Origin of the sequence: Streptomyces sp. NBC_00249 (assembly GCF_026342355.1) — a bacterium.
In the GTDB taxonomy this organism is placed as follows: Bacteria; Actinomycetota; Actinomycetes; order Streptomycetales; family Streptomycetaceae; genus Streptomyces.
In genome coordinates this window covers 341,096-362,961 of record NZ_JAPEMV010000006.1, presented here as the reverse complement: position 1 = coordinate 362,961, position 21,866 = coordinate 341,096, and the positions used below count along the sequence as shown (strand labels likewise).

Annotated in this window: 16 protein-coding genes; 8 read left to right on the top strand and 8 right to left on the bottom strand. The window is 73.0% G+C overall.

The annotated features are described in order from the left end of the window. Nucleotides 1-32 precede the first annotated feature (32 nt). The 6 genes from OOK31_RS26455 to OOK31_RS26430 all read left to right on the top strand — a co-directional run bounded on the left by OOK31_RS26455 (nucleotide 33) and on the right by OOK31_RS26430 (nucleotide 10,260). Nucleotides 33-1,196: a lantibiotic dehydratase C-terminal domain-containing protein gene (locus OOK31_RS26455; protein WP_267089845.1), complete on the top strand. Its 1,164-nt coding sequence runs from the start codon at nucleotides 33-35 to the stop codon at nucleotides 1,194-1,196. Further along, nucleotides 1,193-2,941, top strand: a complete 1,749-nt coding sequence (locus tag OOK31_RS26450; protein WP_267089844.1) for a hypothetical protein — start codon at nucleotides 1,193-1,195, stop codon at nucleotides 2,939-2,941. Before OOK31_RS26455 ends, OOK31_RS26450 begins: the two co-directional genes overlap by 4 nt. Further along, nucleotides 2,938-4,851 (top strand): TOMM precursor leader peptide-binding protein, encoded by a 1,914-nt coding sequence (locus tag OOK31_RS26445; RefSeq protein ID WP_267089843.1) that lies wholly within the window; start codon nucleotides 2,938-2,940, stop codon nucleotides 4,849-4,851. The genes OOK31_RS26450 and OOK31_RS26445 overlap by 4 nt, the downstream gene beginning before the upstream one ends. Before the next feature lie 59 nt (nucleotides 4,852-4,910). Further along, nucleotides 4,911-6,632 (top strand): thiopeptide-type bacteriocin biosynthesis protein, encoded by a 1,722-nt coding sequence (locus OOK31_RS26440; protein WP_267089842.1) that lies wholly within the window; start codon nucleotides 4,911-4,913, stop codon nucleotides 6,630-6,632. A 188-nt stretch (nucleotides 6,633-6,820) separates the two neighbouring features. Then, entirely contained in the window at nucleotides 6,821-8,839 is a 2,019-nt protein-coding gene (gene recQ, locus OOK31_RS26435) for a DNA helicase RecQ (RefSeq protein WP_267089841.1), read from the top strand. Between the two features lie 71 nt (nucleotides 8,840-8,910). Beyond that, entirely contained in the window at nucleotides 8,911-10,260 is a 1,350-nt protein-coding gene (locus tag OOK31_RS26430) for an NAD(P)/FAD-dependent oxidoreductase (RefSeq protein ID WP_267089840.1), read from the top strand. 79 nt (nucleotides 10,261-10,339) lie between these two features. On the opposite strand, the gene OOK31_RS26425 is transcribed toward OOK31_RS26430, so the two are convergent. The 8 genes from OOK31_RS26425 to OOK31_RS26390 all read right to left on the bottom strand — a co-directional run bounded on the left by OOK31_RS26425 (nucleotide 10,340) and on the right by OOK31_RS26390 (nucleotide 18,114). Continuing rightward, nucleotides 10,340-11,614 carry a DMATS family aromatic prenyltransferase gene (locus tag OOK31_RS26425; RefSeq protein WP_267089839.1) on the bottom strand — a complete coding sequence of 425 codons (1,275 nt, stop codon included), beginning with the start codon at nucleotides 11,612-11,614 and terminating at the stop codon, nucleotides 10,340-10,342. A gap of 104 nt (nucleotides 11,615-11,718) precedes the next feature. Then, a complete protein-coding gene (locus OOK31_RS26420) occupies nucleotides 11,719-13,071 on the bottom strand; it encodes a cytochrome P450 (protein ID WP_267089838.1) in 1,353 nt (450 codons plus the stop codon). 8 nt (nucleotides 13,072-13,079) lie between these two features. Beyond that, nucleotides 13,080-13,673 carry an ATP/GTP-binding protein gene (locus tag OOK31_RS26415; protein WP_267089837.1) on the bottom strand — a complete coding sequence of 198 codons (594 nt, stop codon included), beginning with the start codon at nucleotides 13,671-13,673 and terminating at the stop codon, nucleotides 13,080-13,082. After that, complete coding sequence (locus tag OOK31_RS26410; RefSeq protein ID WP_267089836.1) at nucleotides 13,648-14,025, bottom strand: DUF742 domain-containing protein; 378 nt, start codon at nucleotides 14,023-14,025, stop codon at nucleotides 13,648-13,650. Before OOK31_RS26410 ends, OOK31_RS26415 begins: the two co-directional genes overlap by 26 nt. After that, on the bottom strand, nucleotides 14,022-14,423 hold the full coding sequence (locus tag OOK31_RS26405) for a roadblock/LC7 domain-containing protein (protein WP_267089835.1): 402 nt from the start codon (nucleotides 14,421-14,423) through the stop codon (nucleotides 14,022-14,024). The genes OOK31_RS26410 and OOK31_RS26405 overlap by 4 nt, the downstream gene beginning before the upstream one ends. Continuing rightward, entirely contained in the window at nucleotides 14,420-15,607 is a 1,188-nt protein-coding gene (locus tag OOK31_RS26400) for an ATP-binding protein (protein WP_267089834.1), read from the bottom strand. The genes OOK31_RS26405 and OOK31_RS26400 overlap by 4 nt, the downstream gene beginning before the upstream one ends. A gap of 621 nt (nucleotides 15,608-16,228) precedes the next feature. Next, complete coding sequence (locus OOK31_RS26395; RefSeq protein ID WP_267089833.1) at nucleotides 16,229-17,209, bottom strand: D-alanyl-D-alanine carboxypeptidase family protein; 981 nt, start codon at nucleotides 17,207-17,209, stop codon at nucleotides 16,229-16,231. Between the two features lie 179 nt (nucleotides 17,210-17,388). Then, complete coding sequence (locus OOK31_RS26390; RefSeq protein WP_267089832.1) at nucleotides 17,389-18,114, bottom strand: DUF4232 domain-containing protein; 726 nt, start codon at nucleotides 18,112-18,114, stop codon at nucleotides 17,389-17,391. Between the two features lie 1,117 nt (nucleotides 18,115-19,231). Here OOK31_RS26390 and OOK31_RS26385 point away from each other — a divergent pair. Beyond that, entirely contained in the window at nucleotides 19,232-20,005 is a 774-nt protein-coding gene (locus OOK31_RS26385) for a helix-turn-helix transcriptional regulator (protein WP_267089831.1), read from the top strand. Between the two features lie 240 nt (nucleotides 20,006-20,245). Further along, nucleotides 20,246-21,667: an NAD(P)/FAD-dependent oxidoreductase gene (locus OOK31_RS26380; RefSeq protein WP_267089830.1), complete on the top strand. Its 1,422-nt coding sequence runs from the start codon at nucleotides 20,246-20,248 to the stop codon at nucleotides 21,665-21,667. Nucleotides 21,668-21,866: the final 199 nt, after the last annotated feature.

Below are 21,866 nucleotides of genomic sequence, written 5' to 3'. Positions count from 1 at the left end.
CGCCCCGCCCGCAGACGACGGAGGTACCGACCGTGCCGGCAGCCCGACCCCACGACAGCGGCGCCCGCCCCGGCACCGCGCTCGACGTGGTCTCCTACTACCACCACCCCGTCAAGGCCCCGCTGCTGCGCGAGGTGCTCCTCCCGCTCGCCCGGACCCACACGGACGCGGGCCTGGCCGCCCACGTCGAACGGCACTGGCTGCACGGCCCCCACCTGCGACTGCGCCTCCAGGGCCCGCCCGTGCGGGTGGCAGCCGCCGCCGCGTCCGCCGAGTCCCGGATCCGCGACTGGCTGCGCGCACACCCCTCGCACGGCGACCTCACCGAGGCCCAGCTGCTGGAACGGGCGGCCGAGGCGGGCCGCGCCGAACTGATCGCCCCGCCCTACGGGCCGATCGTCGCCGACAACACCGTCCGCACCGAGACCGTCGACCGCTCCGCGCTCCGCGGCCTCCTCGGCGCCGACGGCGCCGCCCTGCGCGAGGTACTGCTGCGGTCCGGCCTCGACGCGCTGCACGCCGGCGCCGGCTTCCTCGGGGAACACGGTGACGGCCCGCAGGCGCGGATCCAGCTCGCGGTCACCGCACTCGCCGCACACGCCGGTGCGCACCCCGGGGGCCTGGCGGGCGGCCACTGGTCGTACGTCTCCCACCTGGAGGACTTCCTCGTCCACACCGACCCCGACGGACGGCTGCGCGAAGGCTTCGAGCGCCGCTGGGAACAGGCCGGGGAAGCGGTGGGCGCGCTCGTCGGCCGGATCGCCGACGGCGGCGCCGAAGGATGGGAGAGCGCCTGGACGGACTTCTCGGCGGACGCCTGGCGTACCGTCCGGGCCCGCTACGACGCCGGCGCCGACCTCCACGGCTCCCCGGACGAGTACCGGGCACGGGCCGCCGCGACCGGGGACCGGGCGGCGGCGGAGCGCTGGAACCACGAAACCCGCACCCGCTACAGCGAGTTCCACACCCTGCTGCGGCGCTCCGACCCGCACGGGACGATGTGGAGCCGCCCCGACTACCTGGTGTACCGGGCCGCCACCAACGCCCTGTACCGGCTCCTCGCCATCTGCGACGTCCGCCCGCTGGAACGCTACCTGGCGGCCCACCTGGTGATCCGCGCCGTCCCCACCCTGACCGGCGTCGACTGGCACACGGACCTCATGGCAGCCGCCGAAGCGACGGAGGCCCACGCATGACCCCCACCCCGCCCCTGCCCACCACCGGCCCCGCTCCCGCTGCCGCGGCCGCACCCGCGCCGGTGGCTCCCGCCGGGCCCCGGGCCGGGCGGCGGTTGCGGCCCGGGGTCGCCGTGACTCCGCTGCGGGCCGGGCTGCACCTGCGGGGGCGGCGCGGGAGCGTCACGTTGGAGGGGAGTGCCGCGCTCCCCGTGCTGTGGCGGTCCCTGGAGGGGCCGTTGCGGGACGGCCGGCTGGAGGAGCTGCTGGCCGCCCTGGAGCCCGGGTCCGGGGTGCGCGCGGCGGTGGAGACCCTCGTGGGGCAGCTGGAGGCGCACGGGCTGCTGGCCGAGGAACCCGCCGGGCCCGGTCCCGTCGCGCGGTGGGTCGCGGAGAGCGCCGAGCGCCCCGGTGCGGCGGCGGCCGCCCTCGCCGGGACACGGGCCGAGGTGGTGGCCGCCGCCCCCGACGGCCCCCTCGCCCGGGCTGCCGGACGGGCCCTCGCCCTGGCCCTGCCGCTGGGCGCGGCCGCCGTCACCCACACCGCCGATCCGGGCCTGCCCGACGGCCGGATCCTGCTCACCGCGCGCGGCGCCGGTCCGGAGCGAGCCGTCGCCGCCGGACTGTCCGGCGGGTCCGGCTACGTCACCGCCCCGGGCAGCGCGGCCCAGGTCCGTTCCGACGCCGAGGCGCTGGAGACCCGGCCCGCCTCCCCGGGACCCGCGGCGGCCACCGCCTCCGTCGCGCTGCTCGCGGGCGCCGCCGCGCACCGGCTGCTGTGCGCGGCCGCCGGGCTGGCGGACCCGGCGGGCGAGGGCGGCGACGAGCGGCTGCTGCCCGGCCTGCCCGCCGTCCTCCTCGCGGACACCGGCCCGCTGCGCGCCGACTACCGGACCTGGCTCGGACCCCTGCGGCTCGACGCCGACCGGCGGGCCGACCTCGGCCCGGCCGCCACCCTCGCCGAGGCCCTGCGCCGGGTCACCGCCCTCGGCGACGAGCGGTGCGGGGTCCTGCCCCTGCCGCTCCCCGAGGACCTGCGGCAACTGCCGGTCCCGCTCGCCGCCCTCGCCGGGCCGGGCGCGCCCGCCGCCGGCGCGCCCCGGCTGGACCTGGCCCGCCTGGAGCTGTTCTGCCGCACCGCCGAACTCCACCTGGGCGGCGCCGGGTTCACCGTCGGCGCGAACCCCGCGCACGCCCGGGGCCGGGCCCTGCGCACGGCGGCCGCCCGCCACCGCGCCCAGGGCCCGGCCGCCGGCACCGCCGTACCCGCCGCCGACTGGTCCGGGCATCCGCAGGTCCGGCACTGGTGGCGGACGCTCACCCTGCGCCTGGCCGTGCCCGCCCGCCTGGAGGTGCACCGCGCCGCCCCGGACCGGGAGGCGTACCACGCCGTGGTGCGGTGCACCGCCGACGGGCGGCCGCTGGGCGAGGCCGTCGAGGCGACCCCCGGTGACGCGGCGGCCTTCGCCGCGCTCGCCGCCGTGGCCGCCGCCTCCGGAGCCCCGGGCCGCACCCCGCCCTCGGGCGGCGCCGCGGCCCCGCTGGCCGCCGCCGGGGCACGGACCGCCGTATGGGAGGACGACGGCTGGACCGGCCGCTGGCTGGCCGGGCTCGCCGCCCGCGAGGAGGCCCTCCAGGACGCCCTGCGCGCCCTGGCGGGGGAGCCCCGGCCCGTACGGGCACCCGCCCCGACCGACCCCGAACTCCTCGACCTCCTGCGGGCGTTCGGCTTCACCGTCCTGCACGCCCCGGAGGAGGCACGATGACCGCCACGACCCCCGCCACGACCTCCCCGCTGGGCGCCCTGCCCGTGCCCGTCCTCGACGCGGACACCGCGAAGGCACACACCTCCGGCCCGGCGGCGGTCCTGCTGACCCGCTGGACCCTGGGACTCGCCGAAGAGCTGAGCCGGCACGCCCTGGCCCACCCCGTCACCCTGGTCCCGGTGCGCTTCGACGGGCCCCTCGCCGTGGTCGGCCCGGTGCTGCGGCCCGCCGCGGCGGCCTGCCTGACCTGCACCGAGTACCAGCGGCTGGCCACCGCCGGCGGCCGGGTGCCCTGGCACAGCCCGAAACTGGAGCTGAGCGGCGTGCCGTCCCCGGCCCTCGCCGAGTCCCTCGGCGCCCTCGTACAGGACCTGCTCGACGGGGACGCCCCCTCCCCGGCGGGCACGGCCGCCGTCCACGTCCTGCACCAGGGCCGCGGCACCTGGACCACCCACCACGTCCGCCCCGTCGGCGGCTGCGCCGTCTGCGCCCCCCTGCCCTCCGACACCGCGACGGGGGCCGCCCCGCTGCCCTCCGCACCCCGCCCGCTCCCCGACCCGTACGTCCTGCGCGAACCCAACTCCCGCACCACCCCGGACGGCCTGCGCACGGCCCTGCACGACGAACGCTTCGGCCCCGTCCGCCGGCTGTTCCGTACCGAGGACTCGGCCTTCTGCCTGACCACCGCATTCGTCACCGACGGCCGGCTCCTGGACGACGGCGGCTACGGCCGGGCCCGCGACTTCTCCGCCAGCGAGCGGATCGCCCTCTTCGAGGCCGTCGAACGGTACGCCGGCATGCGCCCCACCGGCCGCCGCACCGACCTGCGCGCCTCCTTCGCCGACCTCGGCCCCGACCGGGCGGTGGACCCGCGCCGCCTCGGGCTGCCCGACCCCGCCCACCACGGACACCCCGCCTCGGCGACCGTCCCCTACACACCGGACCTGGAACTGGACTGGGTGCAGGGCTGGTCCCTCACCCGCGGCCGGGCCACGGCCGTCCCCGAACACGTCGCCTACTGGGACGTCCCGGACCCGCAGCGGCCGCGCGTCGCCTACGAGTCCTCCAACGGCTGCGGCCTCGGCAACAGCCCCGAAGAGGCCGCGCTCTACGGCCTGTTCGAGGTCGCGGAACGCGACGCCTTCCTGATGGCCTGGTACGCGGCCACCCCCCTGCCCCGCCTCGCACCGCCCCCCGACGACCTCGACACGGCCCTGCTCGCGGACCGCGCGGCCCTCGCCGGCTACCGGCTCCTCCTCCTCGACGCCACCAACGACTTCGGTATCCCGGCGGTCGTCGCCGTCTGCCGCTACGAGGGCACGCACCCGGACGCCCCCCGCGTGTTCCTCGCGGCCGGCGCCCACCACGACCCACGGACCGCGATCCGCTCCGCGGTGGCCGAGGTCGTCACCAACGTCCTGGAATCGGCGCACCGTTCCTTCGCTGAAGGCGGCCCGCGCGACCCCGAACGGCTGCGCCCGATGCTGGAACGGCCCGAGCTGGTCACGGCCCTGGACGACCACGTCGGACTGAACACCCTCCCCGAGGCCGCCCCCCGCCTGGAGTTCCTCTTCGCCGACACCCCCCTCCGCACGGTCGAGGAGGCCTGGCCCGGCGCCCCCGAGCCCGTCGCCGACCTCGCCGGGCTGCTCACGGCCACCGTGGAGCGCCTCTCCCGGGCCGGCCTGGAGGTGATCGCCGTCGACCAGAGCGAGCCCGGCATCCGCGAACGGCTCGGCCTGCACTGCGTGAAGGTCGTCGTCCCCGGCTCCCTGCCCATGACCTTCGGGCACGTCAACCACCGCACCAGGGGCCTGCCCCGGCTGCTGGAGGTGCCCTACCGGCTCGGCCGTACGGACCGGCCCCTGCGCCCCGAGGACCTGGCGCTCCACCCGCACCCCTTCCCCTGACCCGCCAGCCCCGCCCCGCCCCCTCCGGACTTCTCCCGACGCAGCGAGGACCGTACGCGATGACGACCACCGACGCCTGGCACAGCCACCACCTCTTCCTGCACTCCACCACCGAGGACACCGACGCGTTCCTGCGGGACGAAGCCGCCCCGCTCCTCGACGGCCTGGTCGCCTCCGGGGACGCCACCCGCTGGTTCTTCATCCGCTACGCCGAGGACGGCCCCCACGTACGGATCCGGGTCCGCGGCCTGAGCCCGCGTGCCGCCGCAGAACTCCCGGACCAGCTCGCCCGGTCGGCCAAGGAGGTCCCCTCCGTGCCCGGGCCGTGGCCCTCCTACCACGGGGAGGTCCGCGCCGTGCCCTACGAGCCCGAGACCGACCGCTACGGCGGCCCCGCGGCCCTGCCCGTCGCCGAGGAGGTGTTCGCCGCCTCCAGCCGGGCCGCGCTCGACGCCCTGCGCGAACTGCCCGCCCGGGGCGCCGCCTCGGCGCGCCTCACCCTCGCCGCGGACCTCGCCCACGCCACCGCGGAGGCCCTCGGCATGGACCGGCTCACCGCCGCACGCTGGCTGCGCGGCCACGCGGCGGGCTGGCGCTGGGTCACGGAAATCCCCCTGCTGCCCGGTGCGTCCGTCCACACCCGCGTCAACACCGTCTACGCGGCGCAGCGTACGGGCCTGGCCGGACGCGCCGCCGGGCTGCGCGAACGGCTCGCGGCCGGCACCGCCGTGCCCTGGCTCGGCCGGTGGGCGGACGGCGTCCGCGAGGCCGACGCGGTCCTGCGCGCCGCGCGAGGGGACGACGCCGCACAGGACACCGCACAGGACACCGCACAGGACTCCGCGCAGGACGCGACCGCCTGGATCTGGGCCTCGCAGCTCCACATGCTGTTCAACCGGCTCGGAGTGAGCCCCGACGAGGAGCGGGCCGTGTGCCGCCTCGCCGCCCGGACCCTGCTGGAGACCGACGAGCCGCCCGCCTTCTTCCCCCCGGGCCACACCGCGCCCGACCTCCAGTACCTGGAGCGCAGCAAGTTCCAGATCGGCCGCAACGAGGACACCGCGCTGCGCCCGCTGCCGCCCCGGCCGGCCACCGTCCGGCCGGAGCTCGACCTCCCCGCCGGCCCGCTCCCGGACGTGTCCCTGCGCACCGTGCTGGCCGGCCGGTCCTCCCTGCGCGGCGCCCTCACCGGACCGCTGGACGCCGACGCCCTGGGCGCCCTGCTGTGGCACGCCCTGTCCGGGAGCGACACCCCGGGCAGCCGCCCGTACCCCAGCGCGGGCGCCCTGTACACGGTCCGGGTGCGCCTGCTGGTCCTCGACGTGGCCGGGGTCCCGGCCGGCACCTACGAAGCGGTGCCCGAGCGCCGGACGCTGCGCCGCATCGGCCCGGCGGCGCCGGCGGCACAGATCAAGCCCCTGTCCACGTACCTCTCCCGCCCGGACACGGACCCGGACTGGATCGGCGTCGACGGCTCCCCGGCGGTGCTCGGCGTGTACGCGGACCTCGGCCTCCTGCGCCGCCGCTACGGGCTGCGCGCCCTGCGCCTCGCCCTGCTGGAGGCCGGTCACCTCACCCAGAACCTCCTCCTGACGGCGGGGGCCCTCGGCCTCGCCGGCACCCCGCTGGGCGGCTTCCACGACGACCTGGCGCACGAACTCCTCGCCCTGGACGACCTGGAGCAGCCCCTCCAGTACCTGCTTCCCCTGGGCCGGCGCCCGGAGCGGGCTCAGGGCCGGGCGCGCCGGGGGGACGGCACGTCCGCGTCCAGGGCCTCGTAGGCCTGGGCGACGGCGTCCGGGGAGAGGTGGGCCGTGGCGGGGAGCCAGGTGTGGTCCTTGCGCCGGTTCCGTACGGTCGCCGGCGCCGGGCTCGCCGAAGCCGACGGCGGGGCCGGCCGGCCGGGAGGTTGTCCACAGGCCCGGGTGGGTGGGGACGGGGTGTCGGCGGGTGACGTTAGGCTTCGTGAATGGCCCTTTCGGACGCGTCCCCCGACATCTCCGATGCTCTGCAGGTACTGCACCGCGTCTTCGGATACAGCTCCTTCCGCGGTGAGCAGCAGGAGATCATCGAGCAGGTCGTCGGCGGCGGCGACGCCCTCGTGCTGATGCCGACCGGCGGCGGCAAATCGCTCTGCTACCAGATCCCGGCGCTGGTCAGAGAGGGCACGGGGGTGGTGATCTCGCCGCTCATCGCGCTGATGCAGGACCAGGTGAACGCGCTCACGGCCCTCGGGGTGCGGGCCGGGTTCCTGAATTCCACGCAGGACCCGCACGAGCGGCAGGCCGTCGAGCGGGCCTTCCTCGACGACGAGCTGGACCTCCTCTACCTGGCCCCCGAGCGGCTGCGCGGGGAGAGCACGCAGCGGCTGCTCGACCGGGGCAAGGTGTCGCTCTTCGCGATCGACGAGGCACACTGCGTCGCCCAGTGGGGCCACGACTTCCGGCCCGACTACCTGGCCCTGTCGATGCTGCACGAGCGCTGGCCCAAGGTCCCGCGGATCGCCCTGACCGCGACGGCCACCGAGGCCACCCATGCCGAGATCGTGGCGCGGCTCCGCCTGGAGGACGCCCGGCACTTCGTCGCCAGCTTCGACCGGCCGAACATCCAGTACCGCATCGTCGGGAAGAACAACCCGCTCAAGCAGCTGCTGGAGCTGATCCGCACCGAGCACGACGGGGACGCCGGAGTCGTCTACTGCCTCTCCCGGGCCTCGGTGGAGAAGACCGCCGCGTTCCTGGCGGAGCAGGGCATCGACGCGGTGGCCTACCACGCGGGGATGGATTCCAGGACGCGTGCGGCGAACCAGGCGCGCTTCCTGCGGGAGGAAGGGGTCGTGGTGGTCGCCACGATCGCCTTCGGCATGGGCATCGACAAGCCTGACGTGCGTTTCGTGGCCCACCTCGACCTGCCGAAGTCCGTCGAGGGCTACTACCAGGAGACGGGCCGCGCCGGCCGCGACGGCGAGCCGGCCACGGCGTGGCTGGCGTACGGGCTGCAGGACGTGGTCCAGCAGCGCAAGCTCATCGACGGTTCCGAGGGCGACGAGGCGCGCCGCCGCTCGCTGGGCATGCACCTGGACGCCATGCTCGCGCTGTGCGAGACCGTCGACTGCCGCCGGGAAAGGCTGCTGGAGTACTTCGGGCAGCACGGCGGGCCGTGCGGCAACTGCGACACCTGCCTGACGCCCGCCGAGTCCTGGGACGGTACGGTCGCGGCGCAGAAGCTGCTGTCGACCGTATGGCGGCTCGCGAAGGAACGGCGCCAGAAGTTCGGCGCCGGCCAGATCATCGACATCCTCCAGGGCAAGAAGACCGCCAAGGTCATCCAGTTCGACCACGACGGGCTCTCCGTCTTCGGGGTCGGCGCGGACCTGGGCACCGCGGAGTGGCGCGGGGTGGTGCGCCAGCTCCTGGCGCTGCGGCTGCTGGCGGTGGAGGGCGACTACGGGACGCTCGTACTGACGGAGGACAGCGGCGAGGTGCTGGGCGGGCGCCGCAGCGTCCCGATGCGCAAGGAGAAGGCGCCGGCCGGCCCCGCCCGCAAGGAGTCCGGGTCGCGCTCCGGGAAGGGTGCCCGCGTACCGGTCGACCTGCCGGCCGCGGCCGAACCGGTCTTCCTGGCCCTGCGCGCCTGGCGGGCCGCGACGGCGCGCGAGCAGGGCGTGCCGGCGTACGTCGTCTTCCACGACGCGACGCTGCGGGAGATCGCGACCCGCCTCCCCGCGACGGTGGAGGAGCTGGGCGGCATCGGCGGGGTCGGCGAGGCCAAGCTCGCGAAGTACGCCGAGGGCGTCCTCGACACCCTGGCACAGTGCGAAACCCCCGCGCCCGCCCCCGAGTCGGCCCCCGCCCCCGAGTCGGCTCCCGCTCCCGCTCCGGCCCCTGCCGCCCCGGCATCCGCCCCGGCGCGCTCCGAGGCGCCGGATCCCGACGAACCGCCCTTCGACTTCGACGAGACGGACCCGCCCTGGGACGACTGGGAATAGACCTTGATCGGTATCGTGAGCCCTCCGGGCCCCCGCACGGGGGCAGTTGCGACGACGACGGAGTGTGTTCAGTGGAGGGATCCTCGGACGGGTCACGTACCGGCGGCGTTCCCACGGCGGCGACCGTGTGCGTCATCGGCGCGGGACTGTCGGGGCTGGCGGTCGCGCACGCCCTGTCGGCCAGGGGGATCGACTACGTCTGCCTGGAGAAGGCACCGGACGTGGGCGGGATCTGGCGCCAGCCGGGTGCCGGCGAGCGGGGGCCGGCGTATGTGTCGCTGCACCTGAACAGCGCCAAGCAGCTGACCGGTTACGCCGACTTCCCGATGCCGTCCGAGCTGCCCCTCTACCCCCGGCACTGCGATGTCGCCGCCTATCTGCGGTCGTTCGCCGAGTGGGCCGGACTGCTGCCCCGCGTCGAACTGCGGACCGAGGTGCTCTCCGTACGGCAGGACGGCGACGGCGCCTGGACGGTCACCAGCCGCGACGCCCGGGGGGAGACGGCGGTACGGCGGTTCGGGCAGGTGATCGTCGCGTCGGGCCACAACACGGAGGCGGTGCTGCCGAATCCGCTGCCGCCGGGCGCCGACTCCTTCGCAGGAACGATCCTGCACTCGATGGACTACCTCGACGGCCGCGACTTCGCCGGACAGCGGGTCGTCGTCGTGGGGATGGGGGCCTCCGGGGTGGACATCGCCGCCGACCTCTCCCGGCACGCCGAGCAGACCGTGCTCTCCGTCCGCCGCGCGCTGCACGTCGTCCCCAAGCAGCTGTTCGGCATGTCCGTGGACCTGATCGCCGACGCACCGTGGTGGAAGGACATGTCCTTCGCCGAGCAGCGGAGCTTCATCGAGCAGGCGCTGCTGGTGGCGCGCGGGAAGCTGTCCGACTACGGCCTGCCCGAACCCGACCACGCCGTCTTCTCCTCGGCCGTGACCATCTCGGACGAGATCCTCAGCCGCATCCGGCACGGCGCGGTGATCCCCCGGCCCGCCATCGAGTCCCTGGACGGCGGGAAGGTCAGCTTCACCGACGGAAGCGCCGTGGAGGCGGACGCGATCGTCTACTGCACCGGCTTCCGCATGGACTTCCCCTTCCTGCCCGCCGGATGTCCGGCGGGTCCGGGGCAGGAGGCGGTCGAGCTGTACGAGCGCGTCGTCGCGCCCGACCGCCCCGGCCTGTACTTCGTCGGCCTGATCCGTCCCGTGGGCTCGATCACCCGCCTCGTGGAGGCGCAGGCGCGGTGGGTGGCGCGGATCGTCGACGGTGACGTCGGCCTGCCCCCGGCCCGGGAGATGCGCGAGGAGATCGACGCGTACCTGAGCCGTATCGAGGCGCGCTACGGGCGGACCGCGGGAGCCTCCATCCAGGTGGACGTCGGCGGGTACCTGCGGGAGCTGAGCGAGCTCCAGGACGCGTAGCGGGCGTTCGGGGGCCGGTGGGGCGGGTGAAGCTCCCGGTGGGTGGCCATCGGGGAGCTTCGCCGGCCGGCGAGGAGCCTCAGAGGACGGCGTCGGCCCACGCGGCCGGTGCGCCGGCCGGCGGCCTGACCGCGTAGGCCTCCGAGGACACGTAGACGGTCACCCGGGCCGGCTTGCCCTGCTGGTGTGCCAGCCCCAGGTAGGCGATGAGGCCCACACCCTCCCGCAGCGGCCGTGAGGTGACGGCGGACAGCGATTCGACGAGCGGGGCGGAGTCGATGCCGTACCGCTCGAGTACGGACACGGCCCGGTCGAGGGCCTCGCCGTCGTGCCGGGCGTAGTCGCGGACCGGGACGTACAGCGTGAAGCCGCTCGGCAGGCCCGTCGCCGTCTCGGTGAAGGCGTGGCAGGACTGGACGGGCCGGCGGTCGAGCCGCGGGTCCCGCCCGGCCCCGTTCTCCGCGCCGTCGGCGCTGTGCCCGGCTGCCGTCCGGAAGAACTTCTTGATCTCCGCCCGCTCCGGACCGCCGTCCATCCGGGACAGGCCGGCCGCCTCCGCCGCCGACAGGTCGTGGTGCGCGAGGTAGACCTTCACCCGGGGCTCCTCCCAGTCGCCCAGGTCCAGGGCGAAGAAGAGGTGGCGGTCTCCCTCGGGCAGCGCCGCGAACGCCTGCCGGTGGCCGAGCCGGCGCAGGGCCTCCCGTACGGTCTCGGCGGAACGTTTCTGCCCGGATGCCGCAGGGTTCAGGTACACCTTGACCTTGGGCACCGCGCCCGGGACGAGCTCCAGCGCGCACCACAGTGCCAGCGGGCCCTCGGGGGCCTCCGGGAAGAACAGGTCCTCCAGCTCGTCCAGCCGCCGGGTGTCGAACCCCCAGCGGCGCGCCATCTCGCGGACGACCCGAAGCCCGACGCGCCCGTTGCGCTCCAGGCTCCCGGCGCCGAACCCGGGCTCCAGCAGGACCCGCAGGGTCGGCGGCGCGTCCGGCACGAAGGCGAGCGAGAACTCCACCGGCGTGTGGTCGTCGGAGAGGAAGGAGTCCTCCGGCGGCGGCTCGTCGAGCCGCCGCTCGCCGGCCGGACCCAGCGCCGTGAGCAGTGTCCGGGCGTAGGCCGCCGAGTCGGCCCCGCCCAGCCCCGCGGCCTCGCACAGCCGCAGGACCTGTCTCGCCGCATGACCTCCCAGCGTCTCCCCGTCCGGTGTCCTCGGGACACCGGGGCGGGGGGCCTTCACCGGCCCTCCCGCCCCGGACCGGGGCGACCGGGAGGACACCCGCCGGGAGGGGCGGGTGTCGAGCGGGTCCAGGACGGAGCGGTGCTGCGTGCCAGTGGCGTCGTCGGACAGCTGGTGCACGACACCTCCTTCGACTCGTGAGTAGCGATGAACAACGCGGTGCTCACTACCCCCGAGGTCGAACGATCATGCGATGGTGGACACCGCTGGAGAAGTTATGTAGATCACTTGGTGAGCCAGTTGAGGAACTGGCTCCACTTCCCCGCGCGTTCACGCTTGGCACCCGCGTCGGCCGCTTCGGGCTGCGGGTGCGCCTCGGGCCGCTCCAGCGGGCCGCCGGGTCCGCGGACCGTCCCGACCGGGGTGAACCGGGCAGGCAGCGTGCTGAGTCCGCGGTTGAAGGGACCGGGGCGCCAGACGAGGCTGTCCTCGGGCACGGCGAGCTCGACGTCGGGGAGCCGGTTGAGCAGGTTCTCGACGGCGGTCGCGGTGATCTGCCGGGCCGGCTCCTTGGACGGACACGCGTGCGGGCCCGCGCTCCACGCCAGGTGGGCCCGGTTGCTGCCGGCCTGACGCGCCGCCGTCAGGGCCGGCCCGGTGTTGGCGGCCGCGAAGCTGACCAGGACGAGGTCGCCCGCCCGCAGCTGCTGCCCGGCGAACTCCATGTCGGACGCCGGGTAGTGCGGCGCCAGGTTCTGCATGGGCGGGTTCTCCCACAACGTGTCGTCGATGGCCTCGTCGATCAGGCCGCCCTTGTGGGCGTACGCGTCGTGGGTGAGCAGCCGGTGCAGGGTGTTGCCGATGAGGTTGCGCAGGGGTTCGTTGCCGGCGATCAGCAGCAGGGCGAGCTGGTGGACCATTTCCTCGTCGGTGAGCTTCGCCTGGTGCTGCATCAGCCACGAGGTGACGTCCTCGCCCGGCCTGGCGCGCTTGAGCGCCACCAGTTCGCCGACGGCCCCGAAGAGGACCTCGATGGCCCGCTCCGCGTTGACCCCGTCGAACATGCCGCTGATGCCGAACACCACGCGGTCGCCGATGTCGGCGGGACAGCCGACGAGTTCGTTGAAGACGAACAGCGGCAGCTGCTTGGCGTAGTCGCCGAGCAGATCGGCGGAGCCGCGCGAACCGAACTGGGAGATCAGGAAGTTGGACACCTGCTCCGTGCTCCGGCTCAGCCGGCGCACGTCGACGCGGGCCATGCTGTCCGTGATGGCCTGGCGCAGCCTCAGGTGCTCGGCGCCGTCGGTGAACATGCAGTTGGCCCGGTACGCCAGCACGGGCACGACCGGGCTGTCAGGACTGATCAGCCCCTCGTTGAGGTGCCGCCAGCGGCGGGCGTCCTTCCGGAAGGAGCTGGAGTCCTGCAGGAGTTGCAGCGCCGCCGAATAGTCGGTGACGAGGGTGGCCTCCACCCCCGGAGCGAGCTCCACGGGCGCGGTCGGGCCGTAGTGGCGCAGGTAGGCGTAGTACGCCTGGGGGTCGGCAGCGAACCCCGGTCCGTGCAGCGGTACCCGGCCGCCGGCACTGTGGGCAGGGCACCCGGGCGGGGGAACGGGGGTGGTGGGTTGGGTGTCCATGTCTGTTCCTAGTGGGCGCGGTCGAGCAAATAGCGGACGAGTGTGATCAGCGCGTCGGCGGACGATCTCGGGTCGCGGGCGTCGCAGGCGACGACGGGGGTGTCGTCGAGCAGGTCCAGCGCCTCGCGCAGCGCCCGTACCTCCCGGTCCGGCGCACCGTCGAAGCGGTTGACGGCGATCGCGTAGTCGAGGCCGTACTGCTCGATGAGGTCGATCACGGCGAAGGAGTCCGCCAGCCGTTCGGGGTCCACCAGCACGAGCGCGCCGAGCGCGCCGCGTGCCATGTCCTCCCACATCTGTACGAACCGCAGCTGGCCGGGGGTCCCGAACAGGTACAGCACCACGCGTTCGTTGATGGTCAGCCGGCCGAAGTCCATGGCCACCGTGGTGGTGGTCTTGGTACGGACCCCCTTGAGGTCGTCGAACGACTCGCCGGCGCGCGTCATCGTCTCCTCGGTGGACAGCGGAGGGATCTCCGATATCGCACCGATGAAAGTCGTCTTGCCGACGGCGAAGTGACCGACGACGAGGATCTTCACGGCGGTCTGCGTCGCTCCGCCGCGGACGTACGCCTGCTCAGCCAAACTTGGTGCGGAGTCCATTCAGAACCTCCTCCAGGATGCGCCGGTCCGCGAGCGGGGCGCGCTGCACGGGAGGGCGGGTGATGAGGTAGCCGCGCTCGGTGAGCGCGGAGAGGAGAATCTTCACCACACCCATGGGCAGCCGCGTGTGTCCCGCGATCTCGGCGACCGAGAGGTAGCCGGCGGTGCACAGGGCCAGCAGGCCCTGCTCCTCGGGGGACAGCTGGGTCGGCCGCTGCTGCTGGTCGCCCGCCGCGGTGACCAGGGTGATCAGGGACAGCTGCTCCTCGTCGGGCAGGCCGCGTCCCTTGGTGATGACGTACGGACGGACTAAATCGGCCGACCCCGGCTCCAGTTCGTCGAACCCGCTCATGAGCGGACGCCGAGGTTCTCACGCGGCGGTGTCATCAACGCCTTGCCCAGCTGGCCGACGAGCTGCTGCATCCGGAAGGTGATGTCCTGCATGTCGACGTCCGGCGAGGCGGAGACGCCCAGGTACGCACCCTCCCCGGCGGAGATCAGGAAGACCCAGCCGCCGTCGAACTCGACCAGCGTCTGGCGCCACTGAAGGTTGCCCTGCTCGACGAAGAACCCGAGGGTGCGGCTGAGCGACTGCACGCCGCTCATCGCGGCGGCGACGGTGTCCGCGCTGTCCTTGTCGAAGTCCTTCGTCCGGGCCATCAGCAGGCCGTCGGCGGAGACCAGGACGGCGTGCAGCGCCCCGGGTATCTCCAAGGCGCTGTCCAGCATCCATGACAGATCGTTGTTCACGAGACCTCATGCCCTTCGCTGCTCGCAGCAGGTGTGCTGCTCGATTGATCCGCCGAGTCCGCCTGCACCCGTCCCGACTGCGTGCCCCGCTGGAACGCCCCCATGATCGCGGCGGCTTCCGCGTCGGAGCGGCCCGCCGAGGCCGGGGCCGACGCCGTACCGGGGACGATCGCCATGGGCCGCTTGCGGCTGCGCCGGGGCAGACCGTCGACGGTCGAGGCCGTGGCCACCGCCGATTCGGGACCGCCCAGGTGCGCCGCCGCGGCGGACGCGCCGGAGGCCGCGTACACGGGAGCGGCCGGCGCGGGGGCCTTCTTCTCCGGCATGCCGGTGAGCAGGTCGTGCGGGAGGAGGAGGACCGCGCGGACGCCTCCGTACGGTGAGCTGGAGTCCACGGACACCTCGAAGCCGAAGCGCTCGCAGAGCACGCCGATCACCGCGAAGCCGAACTGCGGCGGGCTGCCGAGGCCGGAGACGCCGGAGACCCGCTCGCTCGCCAGGAGCTTGTCGGCCCTGGTCCGCTCCTCGTCGTTCATGCCGACACCGGCGTCGTCGACGACGATGCAGATGCCCTTGGGGACGGTGCGGATGTTGATCTCGACCACGGTGTCCGGGCTGGAGTAGCTGGTCGCGTTGTCGAGGAGCTCGGCGAGCGCCAGCGCCACCGGTTCGACCGCCCGGTTGTTGATGCCGAAGTCGACCTGGGAGAGGATCTCCACCCGGCGGTAGTGGCGGATCCTGCCCTGCGCGCTGCGGACCACGTCATAAACCGAGGCGACCTCGCGCTGCCGTCCGAGCCAGCCGTCGCACAACACGGCGATGGACTGGGCGCGGCGCCCGAACTGAGAGTTCGTGTGGTCGATCTCCAGCAGGTCCTGGAGAATCACGGACTCGCCGTACTTGCTCTGCAGTCCGGAGATGACCGCCTGCTGTTCGGCGGCAAGGCCCTGAAGTGTCCGCATCGCGGACTTGAGGACCGATTTCGTGGCGTCCTGGGCCTGTTCCTTCTCGGCCTCCACGGATTTCGCGAAACTGTGCTGCAATTCCACGTAGTGGGATTTGATCTGTTCGATCTCGTGCCGCTGGACCCGAGCCGCCTTGTGCTGGCGGACGATGACGGCGACTGCGCCGACGACGACGGCGAGGAGGGCCCAGAGCACTGGGTTCGCTATGTAAAGCTTCATAAGACTCTCTTCAGGCGACTGACGGCCAGTTGCTGAATTCCGTCAAATGCGGGTGGACCGGCGGACCGTCCGTACCGGGGGTACCGCCTGGATGGTCGCCGTAGTCGAAGAAGTCGTCTTGCGCCCATCCGCCGCTCCGCAAGTGCGATGATCGTATCACTGGCTGTGAGCGGATGATCGACCGTCAACAGGGAGTTTCCTGGTGGACATTGACCCGATTCGGATGGCTTCACCAGAAGCGAATGCGCTACGGGGAAGCCCCCGGATCCGGACTTGTACCCGGTGCGGCGCGGTGTCCGTTAAAGGCAATCTACGGCTTTCGGGACTTTGTGCCGGGGGATCGCGAGCCTCGCCCCGGATGCCAATCCGTACGCACTTGTCCGGCCTGTGAGATGAGTGCGTACGCCGATTCGCTCCGACGGCCGCGCGGGGCCGGGCCTCCCGTGCGGTACGAGGAGTTCGCGGAGATTCCCCCGGATGGCTTGGAATTGCTGACGGCCCGTAGCATCCGGGCCGTCAGGAAGGTCCACCCGCCATCAGTTGGACATGCAGCGGACACGTCGGTGTCCGCTGCGCGTCGGATCCGGTCCGTCCGGCCCTGCGGTCCGTGGTGCCCCGAGGTCAGTCGAGGACGTCCGGGACCGGCTCGGCGCTACGGCCCTGGACGGCGTTTTTCGAACCGGAACCGGAACTGGAGGCAGAACCCGAACCGGAACCGGAAGCGGAGGCGGGGCCGAGGGCCCAGTCGGAAAGCATCATGGAATCCGTGTAACGCTTCTCGTCGTTCAGCAGGACCCCGATAACCGTCTTACCGCCCCGGGTCACGGAGAAGACCAAGCATTTTCCCGCAGCGCTGCCGGTGCCGGTCTTGACGCCGATCGCGCCCGGATATCCGTAACCGGCGGACCGCGGCCGGACCAGCAGATTGCTGTTGGTCCAGGTGGCGAGGGCGGAGGTGCCGCCGGAGCCGTACGAAGGGGTTTTCACGACCGTCCGGAACACGGTGTTGCCCATCGCGTGCCGGGTGAGCTTGGCGAGGTCGCGGGGGGTGGTGAGGTTCCTGCCGGTCGGCGAGATGCCGTCGAAGGTGTCGTAGACCGTGTTCGTCATGCCCAGCGACTTCGCCTTGGCGTTCATCTTCGCCACGAAGTCCGCCTTGCGGGAGGCGAGGGTCGTCCCCGCGCCGAAGGTGTCCGCGAGGGCGTACGCCGCGTCGCAGCCCGACGGCAGCATCAACGCGTACAGCAGCTGACGGACCGTCGGGCTCGCACCCGCCTTCAACTGGGCGGAACTCGCACCCTCCCGGTAGACGTAGTCCAGGTACTCCTGCTTGACAGTGACCTTCCGGTCGAGGTCCACGCCCGGCAGGGTGGCCACCACCGCGGCCGTCATGACCTTCGTGGTGCTCGCCATCTGGCGCCGGGTGTCAGGAGCCCTGGAGGTGAGCACGGCCCCGCTGTCCGCGTCGATCAGGATCGCGCCGGCCGCGCCGACGGGCGGCGCGGCGGCGGCCCGGGCCGGCACCGCCGCCGTGAACAGGGCGCCGGTGGCGACGGCGACGGCGAGCGCGCCGCGAGCGCGCCGCATCAGGTGGGAGATCAAGTCACTCCTCGCATGTGTGGAAGAACCCCCCGAGAGGGAGGGGATGCACCGCGGTGCCCCGTCCCTCCCGTCGGGAGGGAGGGGGGCCGACCGAACCGCGAAGCCCCTTCAACCACCTGACTGACGCAGTGGATTCAGCTGTTAGGAAACGGACTCCCGACGTCTCCTTGACGCCAGCACTAGCTGTCGCTCGACCTGAACATGTGGTTCTCGACCGTCCGGAGATCGAGGTTCCAGTACGTGACCCGGGGCTCGGGGCCGACCGTCAGGGAGCCGATGTCGGCGGGCAGCCCGTGGTCGAGCCACGCCACGTCCTTGTTGCTGTTGAACGCCCGGTCCTGGTAGCCGAGGGACACCTGTTCCACGGTGACCGTCCGCTGGCCCCCTCGGAAGAGGAACAGGCCGGCGTACGCCTTCTCCTTCGGCCCGATCGTGGCCACCGCCTGCGGCTTGGAGTCCATCGGGGCGACCGGCCCCGCGATGGCCGCGCCGAAGCCGACGTACGGGTAGTGGTAGAGGGTGCAGGCCTTGTCGCTGAGGTTGGTGGCCGTGATGAGGAGGTGCTGCCCCGAGTCCTGCCGCCAGTCCGACAGGGTGATCGAGAGGTCGTTGTCGTTGCAGGCCGTGACGGTGGTGCCGCCGCCACCCGTCGGGGCGCCCGCACTCTTGGAGGCGCCGGGCGTACTGCCACCGCCGGGCTTGGGAGAGCCGGCCGTGCTCGGGGCGGCGGACGGCGTGGGGCCGGCGGTGGCGCTCGGGCTGCCGGCACCGCTCGGCGTGGCGGACGGGGAGGGGGTCTTGCCCCGCTCCGCGCCGCCCGACTCGCAGGCCGTGGACGAGAGGAGCGCGGCGACGGCCACGACCCCCAGGGTGCAGGTCTTCCATCTGTTGCGGGCAGTACGCATGGTGGCCCCCGTGTGTTGCGCATGACGTGATCGATGCGTCCGACTGTCCGGTTATTCCCTGGCGACCCCGCCGAAGTCCCGTCCCGCGAGACCGTTACGGACCCAGGACGTGAAGCCCACCATTCCGCCGCCCCCGCCTGGGGAGGTGGCGGCCTGCCCGGGCGTCCGGCTGGCCGAGACGTGACGGTTCGTTAGATTGTTGGTGGTTTGTCAAGGGGGGTGGGGTTGGGTGTTGGGGGGACGCTCGGGGATCGGTCGAGGGGTGGCAAGTAGGTGGCAAGGGCGCTGTTTCCGGGGGTGGTTGGGGCATGCCGGCATTGACACGACGGGGCTCCGGCGTGGCAGAGTCGAACAAAGTCGCTGTTCAGTGAAGTGAGCGGCGCTCGCACGCTGTCCGGTTCCGTACGGCAGCGGCGATGTACGGGTCCGACCCCGCCCCCGCCCGCCGTCCTGGTCCGTTGCCGGCCGGTCGGCGCCGGCCCGCGGGGAGGGCCCGGCACGGGGGCGATGGAGGAACCGTTCGATGAAGAAGCTCATCCGTTCCAGGGAGCCGGCGGCGAGGCCGGCCGTGGAGTCCGCAGGGGATCCGGTACAGGGTCCGGTCTCCGGTGACCCGCGCGGCGACAGCCGCCGCGTACCGCCGGAGCGATCGCCGGGCAGGCGCTGACCACCCCGGCCCGAGGGCACGACAGAGCAAAGGGGGGATCGATGGATGTCCTGACCGCTCACTGCCGGTTGCGCGCCATCGCATCACGTACCACGAGCAACGCGAACCATCTCGGACCGCTCGCCGCGGCCACCGGCGGAGGTCGACGACGGGCCGGCCTGATCCGCAAGACCGGCCCGTCGTCCGACAGTGTCTTCCGCGCCACTGGAGTCGCGCTCGACACTCCCGGGACCGGTACGAAGCGGTCCACCAGAGCACGTGAACAAGGACTCGGACGGGTCCGGACGCCCGGCACGGGGGCGAGCGGCGTCGGCGCCGACTCGACGGCCCGTGTCCCGCGGGCACTCGCCGACGTACCGGCGGCCGGGTGAGCGGCGGACCGCCCGCCTTCCCCGGCCCCGTCCGATCCACTGGCCGTTCGACTCGCGGCCATGACACGGAGGAGCAGTCATGAGCGTCACGGCAGAGCCGATGACGGATCTCCACAACCCCACGCTCGACGACCTGCGCGACCAGGCGCAGCAGCTCGCGGAGATGGCGGGCAGACTGCGGGAGCGGACCGCCGCGGCGCAGCCCGCGGCGGCCCGCGACCAGGAGGAGACCGACGAGGCGGTGGCCGCCCGCATCGTCCTCCAGGCGGGCCACCGCGGTGTCCTCGCCCAGTCCAGCTACGCCGCGGGTCCCCACGAGTTCGACGATCTCCTGCTGAACAAGCTGCACACCCAGCTGCTCGCCCGGGGCAGCGAGATCCGCATGATCCTGCCGAGCCGGCTGCTCGGCGACGACGAAGCCCTCACACACCTGTGTGAACTGGCCCGCCGCGGTGCCGACATCCGTCTCTCACCGCACAAACTCCCCACCACGACCGTCTTCGACGGCAGCCTCGCGCTCGTCGACTGCGCCGGTGGCCGGAACCAGGGACTGGCTGTGGTACGGGACCTGGACACCGCCAGGGCGATGTCGGTGCTGCACAGCGCCGTGTGGGACGGCGCCGTCGACCTGGCCTCGGTCTGCGGCAACTGGGCCGACGACGAGAACGTGCTGCGCGTCCTGCGCACCCTCAGCCAGGGGCACACCGACGAGAAGGCGGCCCGTGACCTGGGGTTGTCGCTGCGCACCTACCGCCGCCACATCGCCTCGCTCATGACGCGGCTGGACGCGACGTCACGTTTCCAGGCGGGGGTCCGGGCGGCTCAGCTCGGTCTCATAGACGCCACCGAGTAGGCAGGAACCAGCCCCGTACCACCCCGTCCACCGGGCCCTCTCCGCTGCGGAAATCCGCAGCGGAGAGGGCCCTTTTCCGTGGCCCTGGCATCAACCTGCCAATGCCGCAGCAAGATGGCACGTTGATGCGCGGACGGCCGGATCCCACACGCCCCCTGAGTAATCTCGAGTATCGGTAGGGCGCCGCTGGAGCGGAACTCGCCCACCGCGCCGTGAGGACGGGGACTAAAGAAGTTCTGAGTGGAACGACCGATACGGGGGAGCATGTACGACGTCATCATTGTGGGAGCGAGGATCTCCGGTTCCGCGACGGCGCTGATACTCGCCGGACGCGGATACCGGGTCCTGCTCGTGGACCGGATCACCTTTCCGAGTCCCACCAGTTCGTCCACCAATCTGATCCATCCGCCGGGAGTCCTGCGACTGCGCCGCTGGGGCGTGCTCGACCGGCTGAAGGCCCACACCATTCCCGAGATCACCCACTACTCCCTGCAGAGCGGTTCGGTGCGGCTCGTCGCACCGCTGCCCGCCGTGGAGGGGGTGGGCTACGCCCTCTCCCCGCCCCGGATCAGCCTGGACCAGGCACTGGCGGAGGCGGCCGTCGAAGCCGGCGCCGAACTCAGGGAAGGCATATCGGTCCAGGAACTGCTGCGCGAGAACGGCACCGTCGTCGGTGTGAGCGGTGTTTCCAAGAGTTCAGGAAAGATTTCCGAGAAGGCCACGATCGTGGTCGGCGCGGACGGAAAGAATTCCCGGGTCGCGCAGTTGGCCGGCGCGGAGAAATACCGCGACGACCCGGTTCTGAGCAAGAGTTCCTGGACGTACTGGGAAGGGCTCGAACAGGAACCGCTGGTCCGTACGTACCGGAAGAGCCGGCGCCATCCCTTCAGCTGGCCGACCCACGACGGGCTTTCCATCGTCGGTGTCGCCTGGCCTGCTGAAACGTTTCCCTCGGGGGATCCCGATCAGACCGACCGGCTCGTCATCGACGCCTTCGCCGATGCCGATCCGGAATTCGCCGAACGCCTGCTGCGAGCCCGCCGCGGCGACCGCTGGCTCACCGGCGCGGTCCCCAATTTCCTGCGCACCTCCCACGGGCCCGGCTGGGCACTCGTCGGAGACGCGGGCGCCACCCGCGATCCCATCACCGCGTCCGGGATCACCCACGCGCTGCTCGGAGCCGAGCTGCTCGCCGACGCCATCACCGACGGCCTGTCCGACCGCCCCATGGCGGAGGCGATGGCCGACTACACGGCCCGCCGCGACAAGCTGATCGGCGACCACTACGACTACACCCGCGACTACGCCAAGGTCGCCGACCACTCGCCCGAGGAGCGCGCGCTGATCGCGGCGATGAGCCGCAGCCCCCGGCACGGCCAGGACATGATCGGCCTCTTCGCGACCATCGTGCCCCCGGACCAGTTCTACACGCGGGGCAACTTCCGCGAGCTGTTCGGTCATCTGGGCTCCGGCCCCGACGTGCCGTGGAAGTCCCGCCTGGTCCGCTGGCTGATCGACGGAGTACCCGGCCGCCCGGCCTGGGCGTCGGGCACCGCCGACCGGCTCATCGCCGCGAAGATCGGCCCGATGGGCGAGCTGCTGCTCCGTAGCCCCGTGCCCGGCGCGTCCGGCACCCGGCCGGCGCCCGCGTCGACCGCCTGAACCACCCGGCGACAGGGCCCAGGCCCGGCCACCTTCCGGCCCACGGCCGAGCGGACACGGACGACGAGGTCCGAAGCCGCGTACGCCGACGCGTACGGCAGCTCGTACGGCAGCGCCGCGTGCCACGGCGGTTCACGCCGCCCGCACGCCATCCGCGCGCCGGGCGTGCCCCCGTGGGCCGAACCCCTACACGCCGCAC